The organism is Paenibacillus polymyxa M1 (assembly GCF_000237325.1).
Lineage (GTDB): Bacteria > Bacillota > Bacilli > Paenibacillales > Paenibacillaceae > Paenibacillus > Paenibacillus polymyxa_C.
This window is the reverse complement of the sequence record NC_017542.1, coordinates 2,083,896-2,105,429: the sequence shown is the minus strand read 5'-3', so window position 1 is coordinate 2,105,429 and position 21,534 is coordinate 2,083,896. Positions and strand designations below refer to the sequence as shown.

Annotated in this window: 20 protein-coding genes; 7 read left to right on the top strand and 13 right to left on the bottom strand. The window is 45.3% G+C overall.

Features of this window, described 5'->3' with window-relative positions:
• Positions 1-4 precede the first annotated feature (4 nt).
• Positions 5-1,156 (bottom strand): iron-containing alcohol dehydrogenase, encoded by a 1,152-nt coding sequence (locus PPM_RS09550; RefSeq protein WP_013370612.1) that lies wholly within the window; start codon positions 1,154-1,156, stop codon positions 5-7.
• 246 nt (positions 1,157-1,402) lie between these two features.
• Between PPM_RS09550 and PPM_RS09545 the strand changes: the two genes are divergently transcribed.
• The 4 genes from PPM_RS09545 to PPM_RS09530 all read left to right on the top strand — a co-directional run bounded on the left by PPM_RS09545 (position 1,403) and on the right by PPM_RS09530 (position 4,365).
• Positions 1,403-2,437 carry a stalk domain-containing protein gene (locus tag PPM_RS09545; RefSeq protein WP_013370611.1) on the top strand — a complete coding sequence of 345 codons (1,035 nt, stop codon included), beginning with the start codon at positions 1,403-1,405 and terminating at the stop codon, positions 2,435-2,437.
• A gap of 207 nt (positions 2,438-2,644) precedes the next feature.
• A complete protein-coding gene (locus tag PPM_RS09540; RefSeq protein ID WP_043885924.1) occupies positions 2,645-3,115 on the top strand; it encodes a GNAT family N-acetyltransferase in 471 nt (156 codons plus the stop codon).
• Between the two features lie 23 nt (positions 3,116-3,138).
• Complete coding sequence (locus tag PPM_RS09535) at positions 3,139-3,513, top strand: iron chaperone (RefSeq protein ID WP_013370609.1); 375 nt, start codon at positions 3,139-3,141, stop codon at positions 3,511-3,513.
• A gap of 174 nt (positions 3,514-3,687) precedes the next feature.
• On the top strand, positions 3,688-4,365 hold the full coding sequence (locus PPM_RS09530; protein WP_013370608.1) for a tetratricopeptide repeat protein: 678 nt from the start codon (positions 3,688-3,690) through the stop codon (positions 4,363-4,365).
• A gap of 106 nt (positions 4,366-4,471) precedes the next feature.
• On the opposite strand, the gene PPM_RS09525 is transcribed toward PPM_RS09530, so the two are convergent.
• The 10 genes from PPM_RS09525 to PPM_RS09480 all read right to left on the bottom strand — a co-directional run bounded on the left by PPM_RS09525 (position 4,472) and on the right by PPM_RS09480 (position 12,845).
• A complete protein-coding gene (locus PPM_RS09525) occupies positions 4,472-5,110 on the bottom strand; it encodes a GDSL-type esterase/lipase family protein (protein ID WP_013370607.1) in 639 nt (212 codons plus the stop codon).
• Positions 5,111-5,178: 68 nt separating this feature from the next.
• Entirely contained in the window at positions 5,179-5,601 is a 423-nt protein-coding gene (locus PPM_RS09520) for a GNAT family N-acetyltransferase (RefSeq protein WP_013370606.1), read from the bottom strand.
• Between the two features lie 41 nt (positions 5,602-5,642).
• Complete coding sequence (locus tag PPM_RS09515; protein ID WP_013370605.1) at positions 5,643-6,197, bottom strand: nucleotidyltransferase family protein; 555 nt, start codon at positions 6,195-6,197, stop codon at positions 5,643-5,645.
• Between the two features lie 20 nt (positions 6,198-6,217).
• Positions 6,218-7,471, bottom strand: coding sequence for an MDR family MFS transporter (locus PPM_RS09510; RefSeq protein ID WP_013370604.1), 1,254 nt, complete (start codon positions 7,469-7,471; stop codon positions 6,218-6,220).
• Positions 7,472-7,505: 34 nt separating this feature from the next.
• Positions 7,506-9,239: an ATP-binding protein gene (locus PPM_RS09505; RefSeq protein ID WP_013370603.1), complete on the bottom strand. Its 1,734-nt coding sequence runs from the start codon at positions 9,237-9,239 to the stop codon at positions 7,506-7,508.
• 49 nt (positions 9,240-9,288) lie between these two features.
• The gene (locus PPM_RS09500; RefSeq protein WP_013370602.1) at positions 9,289-10,353 is read right to left on the bottom strand and encodes a cobalamin B12-binding domain-containing protein; all 1,065 of its coding nucleotides are present in this window, start codon (positions 10,351-10,353) and stop codon (positions 9,289-9,291) included.
• A gap of 183 nt (positions 10,354-10,536) precedes the next feature.
• On the bottom strand, positions 10,537-10,998 hold the full coding sequence (locus PPM_RS09495; protein WP_013370601.1) for a MarR family winged helix-turn-helix transcriptional regulator: 462 nt from the start codon (positions 10,996-10,998) through the stop codon (positions 10,537-10,539).
• Positions 10,999-11,196: 198 nt separating this feature from the next.
• Positions 11,197-11,646 (bottom strand): VanZ family protein, encoded by a 450-nt coding sequence (locus PPM_RS09490; RefSeq protein ID WP_043885922.1) that lies wholly within the window; start codon positions 11,644-11,646, stop codon positions 11,197-11,199.
• Positions 11,646-12,314, bottom strand: a complete 669-nt coding sequence (gene rpiA, locus PPM_RS09485; protein ID WP_013370599.1) for a ribose-5-phosphate isomerase RpiA — start codon at positions 12,312-12,314, stop codon at positions 11,646-11,648. The genes PPM_RS09490 and rpiA overlap by 1 nt, the downstream gene beginning before the upstream one ends.
• Positions 12,315-12,374: 60 nt before the next feature.
• Complete coding sequence (locus PPM_RS09480; protein ID WP_013370598.1) at positions 12,375-12,845, bottom strand: GNAT family N-acetyltransferase; 471 nt, start codon at positions 12,843-12,845, stop codon at positions 12,375-12,377.
• Between the two features lie 465 nt (positions 12,846-13,310).
• On the opposite strand from PPM_RS09480, the gene PPM_RS09475 reads away from it, so the two are divergent.
• The 3 genes from PPM_RS09475 to PPM_RS09465 all read left to right on the top strand — a co-directional run bounded on the left by PPM_RS09475 (position 13,311) and on the right by PPM_RS09465 (position 20,037).
• Positions 13,311-15,080 carry a methyl-accepting chemotaxis protein gene (locus PPM_RS09475; RefSeq protein ID WP_013370597.1) on the top strand — a complete coding sequence of 590 codons (1,770 nt, stop codon included), beginning with the start codon at positions 13,311-13,313 and terminating at the stop codon, positions 15,078-15,080.
• A 144-nt stretch (positions 15,081-15,224) separates the two neighbouring features.
• The gene (locus PPM_RS09470; protein ID WP_013370596.1) at positions 15,225-18,920 is read left to right on the top strand and encodes an amino acid adenylation domain-containing protein; all 3,696 of its coding nucleotides are present in this window, start codon (positions 15,225-15,227) and stop codon (positions 18,918-18,920) included.
• 118 nt (positions 18,921-19,038) lie between these two features.
• Complete coding sequence (locus PPM_RS09465; protein ID WP_013370595.1) at positions 19,039-20,037, top strand: polysaccharide deacetylase family protein; 999 nt, start codon at positions 19,039-19,041, stop codon at positions 20,035-20,037.
• An 88-nt stretch (positions 20,038-20,125) separates the two neighbouring features.
• On the opposite strand, the gene PPM_RS09460 is transcribed toward PPM_RS09465, so the two are convergent.
• Positions 20,126-20,746, bottom strand: coding sequence for a TraX family protein (locus tag PPM_RS09460; RefSeq protein ID WP_013370594.1), 621 nt, complete (start codon positions 20,744-20,746; stop codon positions 20,126-20,128).
• Positions 20,747-20,768: 22 nt separating this feature from the next.
• Positions 20,769-21,479: a CBS domain-containing protein gene (locus PPM_RS09455; protein ID WP_025677935.1), complete on the bottom strand. Its 711-nt coding sequence runs from the start codon at positions 21,477-21,479 to the stop codon at positions 20,769-20,771.
• Between the last annotated feature and the right edge of the window lie 55 nt (positions 21,480-21,534).

Here is a 21,534-nt window from a genome sequence, read left to right as displayed (position 1 = left end):
TTATTTATAGAATTTTCTTAAACATTTCGATAACTTGTTCTTTGCTAGGTATGAACGGATTGCCCGGAGCGCAAGCATCCTTCATGGAGTTTTCGGCAAGCAAGTCTAAATCCACCTCATTTACACCTAGTTCAGAAAGTTTGGCAGGAATCCCTACTTCCTTCGACAGGTCTTTGATTCTTTGAATTACATAGTCTGCGCATTCTTTATCCGTTTTTCCCTTATCTTCAAAACCGATCACCTTAGCAATGGCACGAAACTTCTCTGGTACATGCTTGGCATTCTCCTCCTCCACAATCGGCAGCAGCATGGCATTGCAAACCCCATGAGACAAATCGTATACGCCGCCTAGCTGATGGGCCATAGCATGGACGTAACCCAAGCCGGCATTATTAAATGCAAGTCCTCCCAAGAAAATAGCGAAAACCATTTGTTCACGTGCTTCTATATCATGACCATTGCTCACCGTGCGGGCCAAATTGTTAAAAATAAGTTCTACTGCTGCCAACGCGGTCGCATTTGTAACAGGGTAGGAACCCGGAGTAACCAAAGCTTCAATGGCATGGGTCAAAGCATCTAGTCCGGTAGCTGCCGTTAATGCGGCGGGTTTGTCTACCATCAGTTCAGGATCGTTGACTGAAATCGTAGCTACGCTATTCTTGTCAACCATAACCATTTTGACTTTGCGCTCTTCGTCCGTAATGACATAATTGATTGTAATTTCTGCGGATGTTCCTGCCGTTGTATTAATAGCGACAATTGGCAGCGATTTATGCTTGGATTGATGAACGCCCTCATACTCAGTTATATGTCCCCCGTTGGTAGCAATAATGCCGATTCCCTTGGCCGTATCCTGTGGGGATCCTCCGCCAATGGAAATTAAGAAGTCACAGCCGTTTTCTTGTAGAAATTGGACACCATCATGTACATTTTTACAGGTCGGGTTGGGCTTGACCTCATCATATACCGCATAGTCCAAGCCTATATCATCCAGCAAGGATGTGACCTTGCCGGCAATTCCACTCTTCATCAGAAACTTATCCGTCACGACCAGTGCTTTGTGTAAATGTAGTTCTTTTATATAGGGTCCAACTTCATGCAAACAGCCTTTTCCCATCAGATTGATAGATGGTACAAAAAATACATGTGCGCTCATAAAAATCTGCCTCCCAAGGATTCACTTTTGATCCCTCGCTAAATACAGAACTACTCTAAAGTGAAACATTTCACAATTGCAATTCTATCTTTATTTGATTTTGATGTCAATATAAAAACACAGATATTTATTTGTTTTATTTTTGTTTGTTTTGTTTTTTGAATCAGTCCAATAATTGGTACACAACTAATCGGAGACAGTATCGTACAACTTAGAGGAACACATTAACAACGAGGTGATGACAGCATGAGAATCAACAAGAAAGTATGGCTGGCTCTGCTGGCAGTACCACTGCTTCAAGCAACCCCATCTTACGCCAAGCCGGCACCGCTAACTCCAGTAACAACCGTTTATGTGGATGACCGCCCGCTTGAGCTTACTGCTCAACCGCTACTGCTAGACGGGACAACGCTCGTTCCCATGCGGCAGTTGTTTGAAGCGCAAGGAGCTGTGCTTTCCTGGAATGGATCCAGCAAAACCGTAACAGCAACCAAAAACGACACGACGCTGACCTATCGCATTGGAGAAGTCACCTCCACCCTCAACGGCAAAACGCTATCCCTGAACGTTCCCGGACAGATTGTTGAGGGCAACACAATGATTCCACTGCGTTTTGTGAGTGAAGCACTTGGGAGCACAGTGAAGTGGGACGGCCTAACCCGTACGATTCGGATTGCCTCCACTGATGATTTTTTCACAACGGTTCTTTATGGAGTCAACCTGCGTAGCAAACCGGATTCATCAGAAACTTCCCCTTCCCTGCGGCTTATTCCAACCGGTGAAAAGGTTCATGTCATCCGCGAGGTCAATGCCCTCTGGCTGGAAGTACGCACTAAAAACAACCTGACCGGGTACATATCGGCAAAACCAAAATACAGTGACTATACCAGCACTTCCCTAGCAGAACGGCAGGGAGATGAACTGATCGCCTACGGGCAGAAATACCTTGGCACCCCTTATGAATTCGGCGCTGCAACCGGACAAACATCGACCTTTGATTGTTCCTCTTTTGTCGGGGAAGTGTTCCGGCATACGCTCTCTGTCGACCTCCCCCGTGTCTCTTACGATCAGGCCAAAGAAGGCCAAGAGATCGGGCTGAACGAGCTGCGCAAAGGTGACCTGCTGTTCTTCAGTGCGCGGGGGCTGGAGATCGGCCATGTGGCGATCTATGCAGGGAACAACAAATTGCTGCATACTTTCTCCAAAGAACGCGGCGTTCATTTTGACACGTTTGACGGTAAATGGAAGAAACGTTTCGTAACAGCTCGCAGGGTGTTTTAGGACAAGCAGATACCCCATAACCGTAGGCTGCTCCATTACCACATTCATTATCTTCTGATTGCTTTTGCCGGACGCCTCCCTTGCGGTTTGCGTTCAGGCGGCAAAAGGATTCATTCGTTCCCATTGTTCAACACGTAATTGGATACTCTTCTTTAACGTTTTCTTTCAAAATCTTGAATCTTTCCCATCAGATCTGCTTAAGGAAGTATACATACCTACACGTCATTGCCTCAAGTTACTAGGCACACAGCATGGGGACCCAATACAGAAGAAGATACAAAGGCGTATATAGAACAAGTTCTAGTCTCACAGCTGGAAAAGCCACGACAAGACTACGAACTAGCCGTATGTCTGAAAGAAACTGGAATTCTGATCGGCGGTGTTGGTATTCATGTCAAAGATACTAATGCAGAAATGGGTTATATTTTAAACCCAGATTATCAAGGTAAGGGTTATGCAACAGAAGCGGCACGAGCCCTGCTAGGATTTGGATTTAGCACACTTGATGTCCATCGTATTTATGCAACATGTCGTCCAGAAAATAAAGCTTCTGAGAAGGTTATGCAACAGATCGGAATGCAACGTGAAGGTATAATGCGAGAACATTGGTACTACAAAGGCGAGTTTCATGATTCATATTTGTACTCTATTCTTGCTGAGGAATATTACAGGACATAATTTTTATTTTAGGAGGGAACAACATGGAAGTTTTTGCAGAATATTTAGCGCATATTGATAACCCACAACATCGGGCCCGAACGGAAGAGGTTTTGGCTTGGGTAACCAAGAATTTTCCAAATTTATTGCCAAAAATTGCGTGGAATCAGCCTATGTTTATGGATCACGGCACATTTATTATTGGCTTTAGCGTAGCCAAACATCATTTAGCCGTTGCCCCTGAAAAGGCAGGGATTAATCATTTTTCTGAGTTAATTGTGCAGGCTGGCTATAATCACACCAAGCAGTTGGTACGTATCCAGTGGGATAGTCCAGTTGATTTCTCATTACTTGAGAAAATAATCGAGTTTAATATTTTGGATAAGGCCGACTGTTCAACCTTTTGGCGGGAATGCTGAGACATCTCATGCTCCTCTTTTTCCCCATCGATATATCAAAAGCATGTACAAGTCCCCCACCAATTCTGAAAGCTATCATCCTTCGAAATCTCATGATGCTAATGCCCCTTAAAGTAACCTATGCTATAATGTGGAAAGTATGGATAGTTACATGTACAGGAGGATTGGAGCAGAATGATTGGGAAATTTTTGATTTTCTCTCTACTATGGAGTTTGCTCGGTAATCCGTTTTTGGCAATGCTCGTACTCCTAATTGTGATCTATATATTGGATCGCAGCTTTGTCGGTGTATTGCCCAGCATCAGCAAACCTTGGAAAAGAAGACGCAATGCAGCACGATTGCGTCAACAGATTGTGTTAAACACCAACGATGTGGCTGCCAAGTTTGATTTGGCACGGATTTGGATCGAAAGCAAGAAATACTCGCAGGCTTTGGAGCTACTATTGGAAATTCAATCCCGATATGAAGATTCAGCAGATTATTGGAACGCGCGGGGTACGGCTGAGGTACACACAACCCACCTGGAGGATGGAGAACAGCATTTACTCAAGGCACTGGACATTAACCCGCGGGTGCAATACGGTGAACCCTATTTGCATTTAGCCGCAGCTTTCAAGGAACGGGACGTAAATAAGTCACTACACTATCTACAGCATTTTCAGGAGATTCAGTCTTCTTCCAGCGAGGGCTATTATCTGACAGGCCTGATGTACCGTATGCTGGGACGCAAGGATGAAGCCATCACTGCATTTAACCAGTCTATTGCTGTCTATCGTTCTCTGCCCAAATACCGCAAACGAAGTGAGCGCAAGTGGGCTGCACGCAGTCTATTCCGTAAAATAATCAGCTAAATCACACGCTGAAACGCAAAAAAGAGGTTCAAGATGAACAGTTAATCTGCCATGATGAACCTCTTTCTTTATTATACTTTTTCCGATCCAAAGCATCCTCTCACGGTCATCGTAACGGCGCATAACCAAGTCGATTCAGCTCTTCCGCAATCACGCGATAACCACGGCTGTTCGGATGTATCCGGTCCAGCGAAAGCAGTGCCCGTTCATTGCCTTCGAATATGGGATAAATGTTCGCTACCCGATAATTCGGCCCGCCCAATGTATAGAGAAACGAGTTGTATTGGCGCACATATACTCCCGCCTCCCTTACTCCTGGAAAAGGATTATATAACCCCACCATTCGGATGATAAATGGCTCACGCTGACCGGACTTTATTTGATACAGGGCATGTACAATTTGGCGTACATGTTCTTTGGTATGATTCAGCGCTTGCGAAATGGAAGAACCCGACGCGCCTGGGCTTCCAGCAAGTGTACTGATATATGGACGCAGATCATTCCCGCCGATCGTCACCGTTATGAGTTCAGCCCGGCTGATTGCCGACCGAAAAAGCGGATTGTTGCGGACCATGGACAGCAGCTCCTGCGATGTCAATCCGTTGATTCCCAGATTCTCGTAACTGACTGGCGTACGGAGATGTCTTTCCGCCATTCGCCGATAGACAGGTACAAAGCCGCCACTCAGCAACGTCCCTGCACCTGTCGTTAAAGAATCTCCAATCGCTGTGTAGTGATACGCCAATGAAACCCACCTCCCTCCGACATAACATATATTATGTAGAAAAAAGGAAGTGGGACACGGAGATTCGCTTATTCTTCGTCTATTTCATATATACAATGGAATTGCCCACCATCTGGCAAATCCTCCGATCCATATACGGCAAAACCCACGTTGCGGAAGAAATCTGCCCCCTCCGCATCTGTGTCCACCGTAAGTCGCTTCGGGCTACGCTCCTTAATAAGCGTAAGCAACATCCCTCTGCCGTAGCCTCTATGACGATTTTCAGGTAATACAGCCAGATGATGGAGCACGATCGTTCCATCCTCCCGCTCCTCAAAACCGACAACACCTACAATAAGTCCTTCATCTTCCACACCGAACAACTTCCATTCATCCGAGGCTTGATAAGCACGCAAAGCCGCCTCTCCGCGTTCAGGATGATCAAGCACAGCGTAGGTAAGGAGCTCCAGCACCTCCTCACGATCTGAATCTGGTTTTATATTTTTAAACATCGTTAGTCGTCTCTCCTTATAATCTGAAATGAGGTTATACTTTAGTTTTCCACAATAAGCAACGGCCAATTATCTAGCCACTGTTTTTCAAATACACGCTGACGAAAAGCCGTAGTGTGACGGAACAGGGGGCTTTGGCGTACCCGCATATCCAGCAGATCTTCCAACCCATACGGACAAATAACCTCCATTTGATCCTTGGCATTCAATCGAATGGCTACAGCTGTTGCCGTCTCTGGCCAGCGGCTCATCGCATCCTCTATCGAGGAATACGGAGCCTCCCCGTTGCGAATATGCATCCGAGCTTGATTTTTGACAGACCAGTTGCGTCCTGCCTGTTTACGATTCAAGGACTGCTCCAGAAACCCATCTCGTTCCTCTAGCGTATTTTTAGGGTCAAAATAAATAACATCGATATCGTTTAGAGGTGTAGCCGTTGTATAGCCATGAAGCTTGTCCCAAACCCGGTTTCGTACATAGCCCGCGGCTATACAGCCTTGCGGAAGCTTCAGCTCTCGCACATAGCGCAAGTCTTCCAAAACCTGTGGATCATTCATATATTGTATAATTCGTAGCACATCTTCTTCCGACTTCATCCTGTACTCAGCTCCCTTTTTTATGATGATAGTTGCTGCACAGACTCTCCACCTTGAGCCGCGAACCGGGCTGTACGCTGCGCCAAACGGCGGCGTGCGACCAGCAGGAACGGAATACCGATCACAACCGATAGTGCAACCGGAACAAACACGGCAAGCGGTGCTGTTTGACCATAGATATCCAGCAACCAGCCACCAAATAAAGGAGCCAGTACACTACCCAAATTATTAAAGCCGATCGTACCGAAGTAGGTCCCTTTATATTGGACATCAGCAATTTGATCAATCAGTACGTCCAGCATCGTGAACAATAATACTTCGCCTACTGTAAACAACACCATATCCAGTATAAACATCCAGCCTGAGTTTAGCATACCGCACAGCAGCAAGCTAACTGCAATACATATATTCCCTGCTATTAAGGAATTCACTGGAGAAAAGCGGCTTGCCAGTCGTACCAGTGGATACTGAAAAGCCAATACGCAAAACGCGTTGACCGTTAGCATGTATGTAAACCACCGGGTACCTTCCTCGAAGGACAACGATAAAAATTGAGGCATTGTCGAATTGGAATGAGCATAGCCCATTACGCAGAATACGGTTCCCAACAAAATCGGCATAAATACGGGATCTCTGCTGGCTGTTCGGAACGCCTCACCCATCCGCAGCGGAGCCTCGCCTGCGGTTGTGCCTACATGCAGATCTGCTGCATACCGAGTAAATTGGATCAACAGCAGCACCCCGTACAGAGCATACACACCAGCGGCTACCATAAACGGCGTACCTGTAGATGCCGATCCCAACATCAAACCAAGCAGCGGTCCTGCCACCACACCAACATTAATCGCCGCATATCTCATGTTATAGACGAGCAATCTTTTCTCCTTGGGGGTTACATCTGATAATAGCGCCCGCGAAGTTGGCTCGAACAAGGATCTGCATAGTCCGTTCAGAGCATTAATGACAAAAAAAGCCCAAGCCGCTTCTGCCAACGCAAAAGCGACGAATACAAGCGCCCAACTCGCGATGGATACCAGCATCACCTTACGCCGTCCGATCCGATCTGAAATATATCCACCGTAAAAGCTGGCAAAAATGCCGACCAGCGAGCTGACCGATACGATCACCCCCGTATGAAAGGGGGAAACCCCTAGACGGGTGGTCAGATAAATAGACAAAAATGGGATGCTCATCGAGGTCGCCATCCGACCAAAAATCGTACCTGCTATAATCGTCCAGGCCAGCGGGTGAATGGAACGCAGCTGTTCTTTCATATATATATCTTAGGTCCTCCTTCTAGGTACAAGTCTAACAAGGGGGAATCAGTCTAGACTGGTGAATATAACGTTCCAGCTCTAAGCACGTTGCCTGATAGACAGACTGGAGCGCAGACAACTTCACTTGCGTATTCTCAAGTCGGTTCTCCCGTGCAAGCTGTTCAATATCAGACAGCAACTTGGACAAACGCCCGACCCCTAGACTCACGCTGCCTGATTTCAACTCATGAGCAGCCTCTACTACTTTTGTGGCTTCGCCCGCAGCAACCAATTCTTTTAACTTGTTGATTTTGGCAGGTGTATCACTAGTATACATTTCAACCAATGACTCGAGTAATCCCGTGCTACCATCCTCATCCAGCAACATAATTTCCCGAATAACATCCTCATCCAAAATAGGCTCGGATTCCGGAACGGGTAGCCATTTGACGAGCTTTTCTGAGAGATTTTCAATCGTCACCGGTTTCGTCAAGTAATCGTTCACTCCAACCTCCCGCCCACGAGCCTGGTCTTCCTCGGACACATTTCCGGTCAAAGAAATGATCGTTACGGGCGGCTGTTGGTTTTCTACTTCCCACTGGCGGATCGCTTTCGTCGCATCGTGACCATTTAGCAGAGGCATATGGTGATCCATTAGAATGCAGGCGTAGGATCGTTCGGAGGCCGCTCTTACTGCGGCTTGCCCATCCTCGGCAAAGTCAATATGCTGGAATCCCAGGTGGTTAAGCTGTAATTGTACCACTTGACGATTCATCCGATTATCCTCAGCCACCAAAATAACTTGAGAATGAATATGCTCACGAAGCAATTCGCTACGTGCCGTCAATTCACCATTTTCATGTTTCTCTATTTTATCTGCCTGTCCTGATGCCTTCCTGAAGGGAATTTCAAACCAGAATGTGGAGCCTTGGCCTTCTTCGCTGACGACCCCAATCTCTCCCTGCATAAGTTTCACAAACGAGCTGCATATCCATAGTCCCAGTCCCGTTCCTCCATATTGAGAGGCGCCGCCCTCACCGGCTTGCACATAAGGCTGAAACAGCTTGTCCTGATCCTCCGGTGAAATCCCGATGCCCGAATCCTGTACTTCAAAACGAACACGTTGGGAATCTTTTGTTTCCTCAACCAATTTTGTCCGAACAACAAGGTTCCCTTCGCTTGTAAATTTATTCGCATTGTTCAACAGATTAAGCAAGATCTGCATGATCCTTGCCGAATCTCCTTCGAGATGCTCTGCCACGCCAGGATCAGTCTCTATACTCAACTGATTGCCCATCTGATAAATTTGTGGCTCCAACAACTGGGCAACATGGCTCATAATCGCTTGAACTCTGACATTTCCGATCTCCAATTCCATCTGTCCTGCTTCTACTTTGGATATATCGAGCAGATTATTAATCATGTTTAGCAGCAGAGAGGCCGACTCACGTATCACACCGATGGCCTGCCGCTGATCTGGAGACAGTTTGGATGAAGCTAACATTTCGATCATCCCCAGAATTCCGTTCATTGGCGTTCTAAATTCATGACTAACCACGGCGAGAAAAGTGCTCTTCAGGTCATTAGCCCGTATCGCTTCTTCCTTTGTCCGCTTTAATTCCGCATTGCTTTTGGCAAGCTGACGCTGCAGATTGACCAGCTCGTTGTTCATTGCTGAAAATTCATTCAGCAGCTTTTCTTCCTCAGCTTTGCTTTTCAGAACCTCATCCGTTAATTGTTCGACCGTTCTCCGCAGGACAGCCATTTCTGCTGTCGGTTCCTTCATATTAAAAGGCCCCCTTTACAAAATGACTTACGGGTTGCCAACACTAACATTATCTCTTGAGCGAAAGTATGTCCTCTGCTACCTCCAGCGCTTCCTCCGCACCTGGTGCATATCCATCCGCCCCAACTTCCTGCCATAAGTGTGAATCAAGATTAAAGGGCAAGCCACCGACCATAATTTTCACATGACTAGTAGTTGTATTTTGACGGATAACAGTAATCAACTTTTTCACCAGATGGACATGGTAAGCCATGGTAGCTGAGATAGCTACCACATCTGCGTTGTAACTCACAATGGCCTGAAGCAGGCTCCGATCAGGTACATTAGCACCTAAATAGTACGTATCCCAACCATCCATCTCGAATATATCAGCCAGCATACGCAGACCTATTTCATGCTGCTCGCTGCCTACACATGCTGCTACAAGGCTGCGTCCCTTATTTCCAGTACCTATCCATCTGGGATACAGGCTGGAAATAATAAACTGAGTCGCAGCAGTACAAAAATGTTCTTGGCCAACCGTAATTTTGCCTTCATGCCACAGACGACCTATTTCATATTGCGAAATTTGAAAAATATATTTATAAGTATGTTGAATAGACGTACCTTCATCAAGCAAATGAACGATCCAATCCAAAGCCTGTCTGCGATTACCTAAAAGTAAATATTCCAAATATTGAGCCACATCTGCAGCATAGGGATTATCATCTGTAATAAAAGAGGCGTACTCCTCCTTCTTCCCAATTTGCTGTATCCCCAATTCCAGATGCATCAGTACCGTCGTTTTATCCGTGTGATGAAAGTGCTCTACCAACGTCTCCCGAATTAATTGAAAATTGATAATCAAATCTTCTTGGGTTATGCCGAAACCTTCTAGAAGTCTCTTTAACCAGGAAACATAATACGTAAATAAAATAGGACTGTTCACGATTACACTTTCTGCTAAATAGTTCAAACTATATATGGAGTCCTGTTTTGTCTTTATTTTACCGTTGTCCCCAAAGCGCTCCAAAAGATCTGGCTGTAATTCGTATTGTTTATGGGTAACTAGTTCAGCCAAGCCTCCTGCTTGCATTAATAGCGACTCACCTGCGGTATATTGCTGTATACTCATGTACAGCTCCTTCCCCGACAAGGTATTTGTATATGAAACAGGTTCTAGGGATGACCTCAGATCGAGACTATTAGACAATTATACCTGATTTGCGTACCTACTGCTCCAAAATTAGACAAAAAAATAAAATACCGAAAAGTCGGTATTTTATCTCAAAGCTGAATTAACCAGAATATGCAACACTTATGATCCGTTACTCTTCTGTCCCTCAGCTGTTAGTCCAAGCTTTTTTAGCAGATGAATAGCCTGCTCCTTCTCTTCCACGGATAAGCCATCCACAGTCTCCATAATAACTCGATGATGCTGTGGAAATATTTGCTCAAAAAAATGACGTCCATCGTCAGTCAATTCTGCATAAATTACACGCCGATCATCTTGTGACGCACGGCGAAAAAGCAGGTTTTTTTTCTGAAGTTTATCCACCACATACGTAATATTCCCACTGGAGATCAGTACCTTTTCTCCAATTTTCTGCAAAGGCTGCGGTCCGCGATAATACAGCAGGTCAAGCACACCAAATTCAGTTGTATTTAATCCATGACTATGAATGTCCCGATTCGTGCGAGATGTGACCGAATTATAGGCACGTGCCAGAACAACGAACAAATTAAGCGCTAAGTCCTGATCATCTGGTTTTACAGACATATTAACAGCCTCCGTTACTCATATCTTTATTCAAAGATATCTTAATTGCGTACTTTTGTCAAGTTTAAGCGCTTCCCTTCCTGCTCTTACGCTCTGTTATTGTAGAATTACCATCTATTATGCGAAAATTGCCGTTCATTATGTAAAAAAAGCCTGCCCTCGACTAGTCATTAAACACTGATATCGAGAGCAGGGCGATTATGATTCAGTTCTTAATTTCTTACGTAAAAATACATAGGCAACACGTCCGCATAATACTCCCAGCACATTCAGTATGATGTCATCCACATCCATCGTACCTGCGCCCAGCAGCATTTGGTTTACTTCGAGAATGACCAATGCGGCCACCACCACTAACAGCAGCCTGCCTACCTTGCGCATAGACACCCAAATGATCGGCAAAAGAACACCGAAGGGAATGAACACACCAATATTCCCAAGCAAATTAACACCCCATACCCGAAAAGGGGACGAATACATTGCCCGCCAGTATCGCCCGATCGTATCCAATGGAACCATATTATATGAATACGGAGGTCCTGGCCGTAATGTACGACCAAAACCGAGAAACATCCAATATAATAGAAGCCCTGTATATAATATCAATAACACGAATGCCACATTATAAAACAGACGGTTACCAGACATTATTTATTCCGTACGTCAATTTGTCCATTAGCTCGTGCGATAATGACTTGGTCCGCCATGTTAATGAACAGTCCATTATCGACTACACCCGGAATTTGATTCAAGCGAATTTCCAGCTCCTGCGGGTTCTCGATCGTACCATAGCGACAATCGGCAATATAATTACCGTTATCCGTAAGGAAGCGCTCGCCGTCTTTCATACGCCATTCCGCTTTACAACCCGTCTGCCGCAGAGCCTCCAACGTCCATTCACTGGCAAAAGGTACCACCTCGACCGGCAAAGGGAATGCGCCCAGTACCTTCACATCCTTGGACTCATCCACAATTATGATTAATCGGTCGCTATTGCTTTCCACAATTTTCTCTCTCAGCAGAGCACCGCCTCCACCTTTCACCAATACCAGTTGCTCATTCACCTCATCTGCACCATCAATGGTAACGTCAAGCCTTCCAATTTGATCAAACGGAATGATGGGAATACCCAGCCCCCTAGCCTGATCCTCCGAGGCTTGGGATGTAGCTACAGCCTGTATATGTAAACCTTGTGCCACACGCTCTCCGATTTTTTGAATAGCCCAATAGGCTGTCGAGCCTGTACCAAGTCCTACTTTCATGCCATCCTGAATCGCTTCTACTGCTTTCTCAGCCGCTTTTTGCTTCAAATTCATTATCATCTCTCCCGCTATATAGGCTAGTGTTGATCAACATCTATTTTATATGAGAACGCTTTATAAAGACAGAGACAGCTTTTTACCATAACAAAGACTATTTTCATCGTATTCATACTCCCCAAATCGTTCAATAGGTTCGTACCCTTGCTTGGTATAGAAGGCAATTGCCTCAGGTTGAGCCGCTCCGGTCTCTAGTTTAATCCTTACAACTCCCCGCTTTCTGGCTTCCTCTTCCAGAAAAGATAATAGGCTGACCGCAATTCCTTGTCTGCGATAAGAGGAATCGACATAAAATCTCTTAAGTTCCATCTCTTCCGCATCTATAGGCCTAAGCCCTCCGCAAGCAACCGGTTTTTCATCCACATACACAACAGCGAAAAACATACTTTTAACTTTTGGATTGGAAAAATCGACCAAGTAAATTTGATCAGCAGGATACCTTTCCAGCAAGTCTTCATCCAGCCTATGAATCAAATGATGCAGATCCGAGTGATTGCTCTCAACCTTTAAAATCGTAAGCTTGGACACTCTTCTCTTCCCTCTTCTCTATGCATAGATACATGGACTCATTTCGCAAACAATTCACGTAAACCGCGATAAATCAAGCATTTGCGGCTTCAAATATGAAAAATGTCCCAAATTCATAAGTGCATTTGACTCTATTATAAAGTATGATGGTTTCTGTTGAATAGTTGCTTATGGAGTGAAATGAACTTGAATTTCAAGCGTGAGCATAAATTGGGAAATACTGAAATACACATAGTGTTTACTTATTAAAAATTAATTTTTTATTGGGTTAGGTATTCATTTCAAGAGCTTTTTGTACGACATATATATAGGGATATCTTACTGGTCCGAAAAAGACTTAAGACCTATTAAAAAAAATCAAGGGTCATTATCTCTATTTATTATGTTTGTAAGGGGGACTTGATTATCTCATTCGATAAGCGGTTCAACACCATATACAAAAATACTACCAGGGAGTGGAACATTTTGAAAAAGTGGAGTAGCTTATCATTCTTCACCAAAAACTTATTATTATCCTTCTTCAATATCGTATTGATCGGGCTAGTGCTTATTGTGTCTAGCTATTTGATCCAACGTACGATTTTGATTGACCAGTTGCATGGGCAAGTGGAAAAAATCACATTGAAGTGGGCGCAGGGCATTAATTCCGATGAAGTATCCCAAGCGGTTCAAGAAAAAAATTATGATGGACCCATTCAAACCAAACTCCGTACCTATCTAGATAACATCATGGCCACGAACCCGAATATCTCTCACGCCTATATTTTCGGAACAGAGCTGGAAAATGGGAATCAGACCTCCATTGTCGCAATGCCAACAGATCTGAGAGAATCATTTGAAAAAGATAAGATGGGTGTCGGCGCTATGTACGAGCAACCCAATGTCGTGGCTGTAGGGGTAACTAGCATGCTGGACTCCGGCAAACCTACATTCACCAGTTTCTACGATGACTCTTTTGGTACTTGGACGACTTTGATGACGCCGATTAAAGATCCTAGTGGCAAAATCTTTGCTTATTTTGCGGTCGATGCTGATGCTGGGGCTGTACCGGCTGGATTGACTAAGCTGCTCATTAGCGGCGCTACCATTTTGGTGATATTCCTACTGATCTGCCTGGCGCTTCAATATTGGGTAGTAAAACGCACACTGTCTCCGATTAAGCAACTGATGTACGGTATCAGTGAAGTAAGCAGAGGAAACCTGGATGTTCAAATTCATACTGGTCAGGATGATTTGGGACTCGTGAATCAGAACTTTAACGATATGGTAAGCCATATTAACAGCATAATGACCAAAGTGAAGCAGACTACTGATGAAGTCAATGAATCTGCGAAAGAATTACTCGCAATCTGCGAGCAAAACGGAATCAATTCCAACATCATCAACCAAAATATCAATGAAATTACGGATAATATCCGTTCACAGGAAAAAGCGACAGGCGATAGTGCACGAGCTATGGCTGAAATGGCATCAGTTATCCAAAATATTGCTACTAGTTCTTCCAATGTGGCCGAAGAAGCCAATTCGGTAGAGAAGCGTTCGAATGAAGGTAACGAGATTGTAGATAAGGTATCATCCCAAATGCATTTGATTACCGATTCAGTAACGAATACTTCCCGTATCATCAAGTTGCTGGACAGCCGTTCACAGGAAATTGGCAATATCATTAGCACCATTTCAGGTATTTCTAGCCAAACGAACCTGCTCGCCCTGAACGCTTCTATAGAAGCTGCGCGTGTCGGTGAAGAAGGTAAAGGCTTTGCCGTTGTGGCCAATGAAGTACGCAAGCTGGCAGAACAATCTGCGGAGGCAACTAAACAAATTACTTCTTTGATTGAAGAAATTCAAAGTGAAATCGGACAAGCTGTGAATTCGATGGAGCAAGGGAACGTTGAAGTTCAAAACGGTATTGTCGTTGCTGGACAAGCAGGCGAGTTGTTCAACGATATTCTTCAAGCAACTAAAAATCTAGCATGGCAAATCCAAGAAGTATCCAGTGCTACGGAGCAAATATCTGCGGGGACACAGGAAATGACCGCGACAGCAGACGATCTTTCCTCCACCGTAACCAAAACAGCCAATAACAGTGTTCACATTATGCAAACGGTAGAGGAACAAAAAGCTTCTTTGGATTCTATCATCGAGTCATCCCATAAGCTGACGTCCATGTCTGAAGAGCTTCAAGAAATTACATCTTATTTCAAAATTGCAGACACAAACCGTACCAAATCATAATATCCATTTATCGATTTCAATGTATATTTCATAAGTAAGTCGTTCGGTAATGCCTCCCTCCTGTTCATCCATTTGAAGGGATCGGAGGCATTTACTAAATTTACAACTTATATTGAAACACCAAACATTCAGGAGGTTAGCGTAATGGCTTCATTACTACAAAACAGCACACAGACAGCTCCATCCCCATTCCTAGTTCCCTTGGATTTTGCACGTATACAGCGCAAGTATACATCCTCTACTTATCAAGTAGAGTTAGGAACATCCATCTCGGACCAACTGAATCAACAAAAAGTTGCGGAAGACAAACAGGCGGTGCTCTTATCAGCGTATACTGCATGGTTATATCGTCTATCCGCAGAGGAAGAAGTTTCTTTCTCTACTTTTATGCCTCAATCCGGTCTGCTTACAGCATCGTTGACAGTTGAAAAGGAAACGACTTTTCATGAACTGGCAAGCTTATTTCAGGAGATGCTCCGTGAGCCTCATGCATTCCTGGCAGAACCGCAAGCCGATACTTCATTTTCAACAACACTACCTACAGACAGCGGTGTAGAATCCCGTATTATGGACTGGGCAGTCAGTGAGAGCAATGGCACTTATCAAATACAGATTCGATATGATCAATCACTCTTGCTGGAAACAACGGTGGTCCGCTACGCTGAATACTTTGTAACCCTTCTGCGTGGTGCACTCAACAACAGCCATGCACTTGTGAATTCCATTGACATATTATCGGACGCAGATCGAGCTGCTCACGAAGCTTTAAATAATACAGTCGTAAAATATCCTGAGCATCAGACGATTCACGGAATGTTTGAAGAAGCGGCTTCCCAATACCCTGATCGTCCAGCTATTGCTTCCCATACAGGTGAGTATACGTACCGTGAATTGAACGAGCGTGCTAACCAAGTCGCACGTGTTTTGTTATCCAAAGGTCTCACCAAAGGTGAATTCGTGACCATCTTCATGGAACGAAGCTTGGAGACCGTTATTTCCCTGCTCGGCATACTGAAAGCCGGAGGGGTCTACGTTCCCGTTGATCCCGCTCACCCCGCTGACCGGAGTAGCTACATTGTCGAGGACACGCGTTCTCCTTTTGTCTTAACAACTTCCGCACTCACCCAACAAGCGGCTGAACTATGCGGGTCAATTGAAACCGTAAAAGAAATATTAGCTATTGATGGACCACTGGCAGGTTATGCAGCAAGCAATCCAAACGTTGATGTTAGTTCAGATGATCTAGCTTATGTCATCTATACCTCCGGTTCTACAGGCAAACCAAAAGGTGCCCTGATCGCTCACCGCGGTGTCGTTAACCTAGGAGCTGTCGTGCAACGCGATTGTGACATTACGCCTCAGGATGTATTGACCCAATTCGCCACCTATAGCTTCGATGCTTCGGTGTGGGATACGATTGGAGCCTTGTTTTACGGTGCAAAATTGTACTTGCTGTCTTCCGAAGAGCGCGTATCTGTTGAAGAATTCGCTGAAGCCATCGAACGTACGGGCACAACGATTATTACTATTTTGCCAACCGTATTCTTTAATCAGCTATCTACGTACCTGTCAGACGAAGGTTATCGTAAACTCGCAAATGTTCGAATTGTTACTGTAGCAGGCGAAGCGCTGTATGGCTCACAAGTTCGGGCGTTCCAAAGCAAATTCGGTACAGATACCGACATCGTAAACGTATACGGACCTACCGAATGCACCGTAGCGACGACGACCCATCGAGTCCGTGGTGCCGTACCTGAGCATGTCGTTAATATCCCGATCGGCAAGCCGATTTACAATTACAAAGTGTACATCGTTAACGACGATAACAAGCTCTGCCCTGTCAATATTCCGGGCGAAGTATGCATTGCTACGCCTGCGTTGGCCCATGGCTATCTCCACCAGCCGGAGCGTACAGCCCAATCGTTCGTGGACAATCCATTTGTCCCGGGTGAGAAAATGTACCGTTCGGGGGATATCGCCAAGCTACTGCCAGACGGTACGATTGAATACGTAAGCCGGAAGGATTCGCAGCTCAAAATTCGGGGGAACCGGATTGAAATAGGAGAAATTGAAGACCATTTCTCCAAACATCCAGGTGTTCAGGACGTAGCTGTCGTTGCCGTCAAGGATCACACAGATCAGAACATGTTAGTTGGCTATTTCACCACTTCGGACGGACAGACCATTCCACAGGACGTTATTCAGTCTTATATTGGAGGCAAGCTGCCTTCCTATTTTGTACCGACCCATGTTGTTCATCTGGAAGCCATGCCTATTTCACCAACTGGCAAGATCGATCGTAAAAAGTTGGCCCTGCGGCCACTTCCTGAAGTGCCTGATGTTACGTCTGGTGGGGAGCCTCTCCGCGAAGGAACCGAAACACTCATTGCCGAAGCATGGACACAAGTGCTTGGTAAAAATAACATTGGCGCGACCGACGATTTCTTCCTGATCGGAGGCGATTCGCTTCGTGTCATTCATGTGCTGGCTATTCTGAAGCCGCGTTATGGCTCGCTGCGTATTGGTGACTTCTTCCGCTACAAAACTGTTCGTGAGCTTGCTGAATATGTAGAGCAATTAGTTACAGAACAAGCGCCTCAGCGCAAGTCACTCGCGATTTCTCAGGAAAAAACAGATTTGAATGAACATCCTATTGAGTTGCCTGGCACTTCAGATTTAGCTGAAATCCGCGACTTGCGCGTGATTTTGTTGACCGGAGCCACGGGATATCTGGGTTCACACATTCTGTATGACCTGCTCCACCGGACAGAAGCCAAAGTATACGCAATGGTACGCCCTTCTCAGGACGGTCCATCTGGCTTTGAGCGTATTCAATCCGTATTGACAGGATATTTTGGTCAAGATATCTCCAGCTTGATGGAAGGACGGGTGAAGGCTGTCTATGGGGATCTAGAGCAGGCTGATCTTGGTCTCTCTTCTGTCGACCGCCATATGCTAGAGCACCACATCGACGGTATCATTCACAGCGCCGCTGACGTTCGCCATTTTGGTGATTCGGCAACCTTCGATCGCACGAATGTGACCGGAACATTGGAACTGCTTAAAATCGCCCAAGCTAAACCAGGAGTCTCCTTCCATCATGTTTCCACTATGGGAATACCAGAGGATCTTGCAAACGAAGGAAAATGGGAATCGACATTAGAACTCTCTGCCTTCCCAGATGAACTGCACGTGGACAACCTGTACACGAACAGTAAACTTGCGGCAGAGAAGCTATTATTCCAAGCAGCTCAAGCAGGTACGCCTGTCTCGATCTACCGTGCGGGTAATTTGACCGCCCATTCGGCCAACGGACGCTTCCAGCGTAATATCGACAGCAATGCTTATTATCGTATGATGAAAGCGATGCTGCTGCTGGGCAAAGCTCCACAAGCCGATTGGCATACAGACTTTACACCGATTGATTACGCAAGCCGTGCTATTGTAGAACTGTCCGTCAAGCAAAAAAGTGCGAACCGCATTTTCCACATCTGTAATCCGAACCCACTGCCATATGATGAATTGATCGCTATGGTAAACCAGCTCGGTTACGCAGTAGAAACCCTGCCTTTTGACGATTACAGCGCTTGGCTGCTGAATCCGTCTTCTGGCATTCAGGAAGATGCACTTCACCTTGCTATGGGACAACTCGAAGGTGATGGCGCCAAGGATTCGGCCTACCGTTACGGCTGCTCTGTAACCACAGCTCTGCTGGAACAAGCTGGCGTCCAGTGTCCGGTAACCGACCTGGAGTTTATTCGCAATATGATCGAGCATGCTGTCGAGATCGGTTACTTCCCGGCCTCATCTTCGGTATCTGCACAAGCAACACAGAGGTAACAAAGTTGTGATATTTCCCCCGCGTGTTTTCGGTATGATAGACTAGATTTTGCTAGTTTCATATTTAGTATAAACCTCTATACTTTCAGAATTTTTTGCATGCGGGGGATGTCATTCAATGAAACACACTTTTTTAAAAAGAACATTGCTAATCATAAGCTTGGTAGCTATTCTAGGGATTTTGGTGTATGAAGCACGTAGCATTTATCACACACCTGTAGTCAAAGGAACTCATCGTACACGCACTGCTAATGCAGATCGACTGGTACGCCATTTATTTTCACTGACGCCTACACCAGATAGGGTATATTACCAAAACAAAGTCATTGTCCTGATGTATCATGAAGTGACCAAGACTCCACCTGATCCCGGTGCTCTCAAGCTTAGTAATTTAACGAAACAGTTGGACGAAATGAAAGCAAATGGCTTTCATTGGATCACCATGAAAGAGTATACAGATTTTATTTTACATAAAGGCAAAGTTCCCGATAATGCGGTTCTTATGACATTTGACGATGGCTATGAATCTTTTTATACGGACACTTTTCCCGTGTTGAAGAAGTATCATGTTCCGGCTACCAATTTTCTCATTACATCCACAATCAGCAATCCTAAACATATTGGTATACCTAAGCTGACATGGAATCAAATTCATCAGATGCATGCAGAGGGCATTGATTTTTACAGTCATACCAATGACGAGCATTCGTACGGATACTCCAACACCACGCGCACCAAACAAAAACCGCTTCTGATGGGTCCGGTGTATTCGAAAAAGCTGGGGCGAATGGAAACCGAGGAGGAGTTCAAACAGCGGATTTATACCGATTTGGACATGGCTGATAAGAAGCTCTTCAAACATCTACACAATGATCAGAATGTACTGGCCTTCCCTTATGGTGGGTATACCAAGGAGACATTGGAAATTTGCCGCTCCTTGGGAATTGACGTTACGTTCACGGTGAAACGAGGAATTAACTCGCCAGGACAAACGAATGGCTATCGCGTCAATGCAGGTGGAATACACAATATTCCCGAAGTATTGGTACAATATATGAAAGAAGGGGCTCCCCTTCGCCCACTTCCTTTTGCCCAAGGTCCGAATGAGGCATCCTGAACACCATAGTTTATTTAAGAATAAAAAGAACCTTTACAATCATTTTATGTCAGGATTGTAAAGGTTCTTTTATTGTATGGTTTCAAGTTTAGGGCCAGATGCGAATTAGCGCAATCACAGCTAGATGTGCCGGATAAAAGCTGCGCCACAACCAACGCGGTACCCGACGATAAAATCCGCTCTCCCCAGTGGCAAAACATACAATCAGAATGCTGGACAGCAGACTAAAGTGCTGAATATTCGCATGGTGTACCATATCATACACAACATTCAAAACAAAATGGGCAGCAATCATCATATATGAACGGGTGTATCGATAAATGAGAACAAGCAGCAGACCATAAGCTCCGTAATCCATCTGGCTGAGCTCCATAAATAGCGCTGTGAGGACGTACAGACCCGTTACAGCCACCCAATGCTTCATGCGAGATGCAGCAGCCAGCGCGAGCAACGACGTCAGTAGCGTCCAGATCACATTGGGTCTGTGTACATCAAAGGCCAGCATATAGGGCACCTGGGAGATCAAGGCTAGTCCGAGCAGGCGAAGCATGTAGCTCCGCATATTTCGGGTACGGGTATATCCCATATAGAGAGCGTACGCGTAGATTGGAAAAGCAAGCCTGCCGGCAATTCTCCAAGCCGGATCTGTCGGAAAAAACACAAGTCCGACATGGTCAATCAGCATCGTCAGCATGGCCAACCAGTACATATAAGGCCCCCTTATTCATGTTTTACGTCTTTTCTTCCGTCAAATTCAGAATGGCGTTCATAATATCCGTTTTCGTAACCCGCCCTACCAACCCCTGAATTGGAGCCGAGGAGGTACATGGCTCGTCCAAAACAGGAAGACAATTAATCTGATGCCGAATCAATCTCGATATTGCTTCCAATAAAGAATCTCCTGGAGCAAGCGTCGTCATTTGGGCCCGGCGAGTCATAGCCATGGTCACCGGGACAGTGTGAAGATCAGTATGTCCCAGCATGACCTTCAGCAAATCTTTGCGGGTAACAATACCAATGAGCTCCTGCTCCTCCCCTGTAACCATCAGCGTGCCTGTATTTTGCTGAAACAGCATCAATACCGCATCATAGGCGGTAGCATCACCTGATATCAAAATCGGATCACTGAGTATATCTGCCACAGTCAGCTTTTTGAGCATACTGCCGATATGGCTATCATATTTTGGATAACGCCCTGGCAAGTAGCCCACCTTTGGTTTGGCATCTACTAGCCCGAGCATAACCAGCAAAGCAAGGTCAGAACGCAAAGTCGGCCGCGATAGTCCCAGCTCTTCAGCGATTTTATCCCCTGTAACAGGCGCCAGGCGCTGGACAATATCTACAATTTCCCGCTGTCTTTCTGACAGTTGAATAATGATTACCTCCTTATGGAATGGGGTAGTATACATTATAAATGAGCACAGATCAGTAAATTTCAGCATGTTTCGACAATTCATCAAATTTTAATCATAGACCGCTTGTTTTCAAATTTAAAAT